We start from the raw sequence: 5,991 nt of genomic DNA on the forward strand, positions 1-5,991 counted from the left end.
GTACGATAGGCGCATGAAAGCCTCCGCTCGAAAGGATCGAGGTTGCAGGGAACTGATGAGTGATGAGGAACTTCGGTCTAGCGGCCGAGGCTCGATCTCATTTTGAACTTTTACGTCAAATCGACTGCATAGTCAATATGAGAATTGCGCAATCGTGCAATGCAAAAAAGATATGACTAGTCGCTAAGATTGATCTTACAGAAGGAGGGAGATCGGGCGAGATGCTGGGCAGACGCCCATTCGGCTTCCGCTGCCCAGGGACGGCTCCGAACTCGCGGTTGACGTATGATTGATGCGTGCAGTGCTTGACGCGTTGGGGGACCACACAGGGTATCCGCGAAGATTGCAGATACTGCCTTTTGATCATGTAACCAGCTCCGTCCTTTGGTTGGACAGTAGAGGCGGCTGGCGGTTCAACGCCATTGCCAAGTTGGTCAACTTCCTTAAGGGAAATCGAAAGAGCGCATCCGGCGCATATTCATGCGCACCAGGGCAATTATACGTTGGTATACTTTATAGGACCGCTATTTCATGCGAGTCGGCGTTGTCGTCACACCCAGGCTGTCTGCCATTCGGACCAGATCGACGAGAGATTTCGCCCGCATCTTCTGCATGACGTGCCCGCGATGGACCTTCACGGTCACCTCGCTGAGACCCGCTTGAGCAGCGATTTGCTTGTTGACCCTGCCGGTGACCACCAGGTTCATGATCTCTCGCTCGCGCGGCGTCAAGGAATCGTAGCGCGTCCGAAAATCGGCAATGAGCTCGGCCTTCTGCCGCCGAGTGCGGTCCTGCTCGATCCCGGCGTGAACCGCGTCTAGCAACTCCTGTTCACGCAGCGGCTTCGTCAGGAACTCGATAGCACCCGATTTCATCGCGCGCACCGAGATTGGAATGTCGCTATGGGCACTGATGAAAATGACGGGAAGTTGAATGCCCAAATTCTGCAGCATACTCTGAAATTCGAGCCCGCTCCGCCCCGGCAGCCTCACGTCGAGGATGATGCAGGCTGGAGCATCAGAGCGCTTGCTGTCCAGAAACTCCTGGCTGGACTCGAATGTCTGCACGCCAAGTCCGACCGAGCGCAAGAGTTCGCCGAGGCCCCTCCGAACCGACGCGTCATCATCAATGATGTAGACGAACTCCTCCATCCATGCGCCCTAAGGTTGAGCCGCAGGTTATGGCGGCAGGCCGGACGCTAATTATTATTCCGGTTTCTCCTCAACTGGCAATGTAAACTGGAAAATTGCGCCGCGAGGCTGGTTGGGGACGGCCCAGAGTCGGCCGTTGTGAGACTCGATAATCGAACGACTGATCGTGAGCCCCAGGCCCATGCCTTTGGGTTTGGTACTGTAAAAGGCCTCGAACATTTCGTCGACCTTCGCGGAGTCGATTGGCGGGCCACTGTCACGGACCGCTACCAAAGCCGTATGTGGTGCCACTCGTTCGGTGCTTATGAGGAGTTCGCGTGATCCTTTTGGAACCGCTGTCATTGCGTCCTTGGCGTTCATTATGAGGTTGAGAACGACCTGCTGTATTTGGACCTGATCGCCCACGATTGGAGGCAAGTTGTCCGACAGCTTGGTGTTCAGCGAGATGGCGCCTCGTTGCAGGTCCGTGGACACCAACGCAATCGTCTCCGAAACAATCTCATTGATGCTCAGCCGATCCCGCCGCTCGGGGGATTTCTTCGCCATCGCCCTGATCCGGTCGATGACCTCGGACGCGCGAAAGGCATCACTGATCATGTGCTCGACGGCCCGACGGGCGGAGACGATGTCGCGCGGATCCGCATCAAGATAGCGAAGACACGCATTGCCGTTGCCGACGAGCCCGGTGAGAGGCTGTCTGACCTCATGGGCGATCGAAGCGGCAAGCTCTCCCATTGTGGTCATCCTGCTCATATGGGCAAGCTCGGCTTGCGCGAGTTGGAGGGCATTCTCCGCCTGCTTGCGGCTGGTGATGTCGCGCACAAGTGAAAGACGGAACCATTGCTCTCCCTGCTGGAATCGACCGGCGCGAATTTCGACGGGAAATACGCTGCCGTCCTTGCGACAGTGCAGCGTCTCGAACGTCACTGTCTGTCCGGTCTCAACTCGAGCTACCAAGTTGGCGAGGACCTCCTGGTTCAGATCCCCGTCGAACTCGCGCGGGTGCATCCCAATCAGTTCCTCGCGGCTGTAGCCGAGGCTTTCGCAGGCCTGACGGTTAACATCTATGACGGTCAGGTCGTCGGCGTGCAGGAAGAACGCGTCGGTCGCGTGGTCGACGAACGTTCGGAAGCGTGACTCGCTCGCTCGTAATTTTTCTTCCGCCCGCTTGCGCTCGGAAAGATCCAGTACGAAGGCGACAGTCTGGTTTCCGGTTCCTTCGAAGCTCGCCTCGCCAATCAGCACGGATACGCGGCCACCATCCTTTCGCTGGTACTCCTTTTCGAACGGCTGCACGCTGCCGTTCATCTTCAGCTCGGCCCCAGCCTCGGCGTCACGCTCGCGCCACTCCGGCGGCGTCAGATCTGCGTCGAGCAGGCGACCCGAGGAGAGTTCGTCGCGGCTATAGCCCACCATCCTGACAAACGCCTCGTTGGCCTCGACAATTCGGCCATCGATATCGCGGATGAAAATCCCGATGATGTTGGCCTCGACCAGACGGCCAATCCGGCCTTCGCGTTCTGCGAGGTCGCGGTAAAGACCGGTAATCTCGAGCGCGCTGGCGGCCTGCGAAGCGAGGAGCTTCAGCACCGCACTGCGGGCCGGCGCGAAGACACGACCGGCCAGATTATTCTCCAGATAGAGCACGCCGATCAGCTTCGCGTGATTGATCAGCGGCAAGCAGAGAATGGATCTGGCCGTGTGGTCACGGATGTAGGGATCGGCCGCAAAGGAGTTTTCGGCAGACGCATCGTCGAGGCTTACAGCTTGCCCCGTACGCAGGACGTAATTGAGAACTGACTCCGGCATCGTTCCCACAGCGGCCGCATCGCGCAGCTCTATGAGCACGGCGTCGCCGCGGGTCGTGGCCTCCGCGGCAATTCGCGGCTCACCACCACGCGACAGGACAAGAAGCCCGCGCTCGGCTCCCGCCTGTTCGATGGCCATTCGCAGCACCGTGTCAATCAGCTTCTCGATGTCGATTTCGCCGGAGACCGCTTGCGACACCTTGATGACGGTGGCGAGGTCGAGACGTTCGACTGGCGCTTCGATTGTGCTCGTCGCAACCGGTGCTGGTTCGTCGTCCCGTAGGCGTGGAGAGAGTTCATCGAGTTGCCGCACCTTGCCCGCAGCTCCCCAACGCAGATAACAGCGACGGGCGTTTTGCAGGTAGAGCTGAGCAATCTGATCGAACCCGCGCCTGCGGTAGAAGGCGGAAGCGCGCTCATACGCGATCGCCTCGTCGTGAGGAAGCGCGTTCGCGTTGGCCAATTGGATGGCCTGTTCATACAAATGCTCGGCATCCAGCGCGTGGTTGCCCAAGCGCGCAGTCTCCGCGTTGATCAACACTGCGCGGCTCGCAAAATTCTCTGGACTGTGCTCCGCCCACTCCTCGATTTGGCGGCGGTGAGCGGCCAAGGCCCTCCGATGTTGGGAACTCTCGGTGGCCGATACTTCGTCGCAGAGTGCAGCCAGCGAGAGGCCTGCATAAAAATGGTATTCCGCCCGCTCGAAAATGGCAGGGGTCATCCACAGGAGGCCTTGTACTTTCGCCGCTGCCGCAAGCGCTGCTACGTGGTCGCCGGCGAGAGCGCGTGCCTGCAGCTTGCGGATCCAGTACAAGCAACTACCCGGCTTGCCGTCGGTCTGACGCTCGAATTGTTGCTCGTCGAATCCTGTGTCGTTGAAGCAGCCGAACACCGGCGTCAGCCCGCGGAGCGTTCGAATGAGCTGAAGTTGCCCGGCAATGAAGCCGACCACGACACCGAACCCGGCCTGGCGGGCGAAAACCAGACCGGCTTCCGCATCGCGTTGAACCTCAGAGAGGGGCTCGCCACTGGCGAGGAGGTAGGTCAGGAGGTTATTGCGGCTCAAGACTGCATAGGTGAGATCGCCGACCTGCTGCGCCGTTTCAAATACGCGCTGCGCGAGTGGACGGCCCGTCCGGACATGCCGCGGCGAAGATTTTGCAAGGTTGCCGAAGGCGAGGTAGACTCGTGCCTTCAGGCGGTCCATTCCAGGCTGTTCCACCAGGTCCAGCCCGAGCAGGCCGAACCGGAAACCTGCCTCGTAGTCGCCAAAATACAGCCCCAGCACAGTGCCTACCGCGGTGTAGGCGTAGGGCGACGTGTCGCTGTTGCCGTGCCGCAGGCTAACATTCCCCATTCGCCCGATCACGAGGCAACGCAGATTCTCGTCGGTAAACAAGGCCGGAGTCACGAGAGATGTGAGGACATTCATGGTCGCGAGCGCAACAGGATCTGCCATCGGGGGCGAGTTGAGCAGCGTTTCCATCGGGCGGTTTCCGAGCTGCCGCCAAAGCCGCGCGTATTCCTGCCGCACTTGTTTCCTGGTCGGATGTGCCGACCAGGTGATGCCGACGCGGCGCAGGTAGTCGAGGCCGAAAACGATGGCCTGATCGCTTCGACCCAGGCTCATGAAAAGGTCCACACGCAGCCGAGTGACGCGGGCCAAATCAGTGAGGCTGGCGGCACGGCTTGCCAACTCGGCGAGCCGCGCCTGCGCCTCAGCCGGCGCCCCGGCGAGGAATTCGCATTCGGCCCTGTGCAGATTGAGGCCGAAAGCGAGATCGTACCGGCGCTCCCACGCATCATCCGGCAAGAGACCCGCACCCGTGGTGGCATAGGTCAGCGCCGACGCGTACGCCGCCGCCGCCTTGGCTCGGCGGGCGGCAACCAGGTTCAGATCGGCGAGGCGCTCGCGCTCTTCGCCCGGCGCAATCATCATGCTGCCGCGGTTGAGCTGGCCGACGATGTCGAAGATACTCTCCTCGAGTCCGTCCGAGGGCGTATGCGTCAGCAGGACGCGGCCAACAGCGAGGTGTGCCGCGGCTCGCTCGCTTTCGGGGATCAGCCCGTAGGCCGCCTCTTGAATCCGGTCATGCAAGAACCGGTACGCCCCCTTTTGCCGCAGCACCAGCCCGGTCCGTACCGCAGCCCAAAAGACCGTGTGAACCGCTTCTTCAGGTTCGCCTCTGATCAGCGTCAAGGTGCCAACTGTCGCTCGACTGCCGAGGCAGGCCAGTACGTTCAAGGCAATCTGGGTCGTGGTTGGCAGGCGCCGCAGCTTGCTCAGCATGAGATCCGCGACGTTATCGGTATAGCCTTTGGCGCGTATGCGCTCGAGGTCCCAATCCCAGCGCCCCTGCGCACGATCCAACCAAAGCAGCCCTTCATCCGGCAACGTGCTCAGGAACTGAAGGGCAAAGAACGGATTGCCCGCGCTCTTCTTGTGCACCAGCCGCGCAAGCGGCTGGACGCGACCGCTCCGGCAATGAAGAGCATCGGCGAAAATCCGGACCATTTCTTCCAGCCTGAGCGGCGCCAGCTGGATCTCCCGAACCAGCCCCCCGGCATCGCGAATCGCGGCCAGCCGACGAATCAGCGGATGGGTGGGTGTGACCTCGTTGTCGCGATAAGCGCCAATCAGCAGCAGGTGACGCATATCCCGTTGCGTGCAAATATCCTCAAGCAGGTCGAGCGTCGCGGTGTCCAACCATTGGAGGTCGTCCAGAAACAGCGCCAGCGGATGCTCCGCTCGGGCGAACACTCCGAGCAGTCGCCTGATGATCAAATGGAAGCGGCGCTTTGCATCTTGCGGGGGCAACTCCGCGACCGGCGGCTGTGGACCGATAAGCGCTTCGAGCTCCGGGACGAGCGTTTCCATCAGCCGTCCGCTCGCGCCCAAAGCTTCAATCAAGCCGGCGCGCCAAGGCACAAGCTCAGCTTCGCTCTTGCCCAGCAGGAGCCGGATGAGACCCTGCAGGGCCTGTGCTAAGCTCGCATAGGGATCGTCGCGCTGGTTCTGGTCAAATTTGCCG

The 5,991-nt window shown here is 60.7% G+C and carries 2 protein-coding genes; both read right to left on the minus strand.

The annotated features are described in order from the left end of the window. Positions 1-524: 524 nt before the first annotated feature. The gene (locus tag NMG70_RS17065; RefSeq protein ID WP_254025627.1) at positions 525-1,151 is read right to left on the minus strand and encodes a response regulator transcription factor; all 627 of its coding nucleotides are present in this window, start codon (positions 1,149-1,151) and stop codon (positions 525-527) included. 54 nt (positions 1,152-1,205) lie between these two features. Continuing rightward, positions 1,206-5,991, minus strand: a 4,786-nt coding sequence (locus NMG70_RS17070) for a PAS domain S-box protein (RefSeq protein WP_301555162.1), incomplete at its 5' end; no start/stop codon positions are given.

It is taken from the genome of Mesorhizobium ventifaucium (assembly GCF_935822925.1).
Lineage (GTDB): Bacteria > Pseudomonadota > Alphaproteobacteria > Rhizobiales > Rhizobiaceae > Mesorhizobium > Mesorhizobium ventifaucium.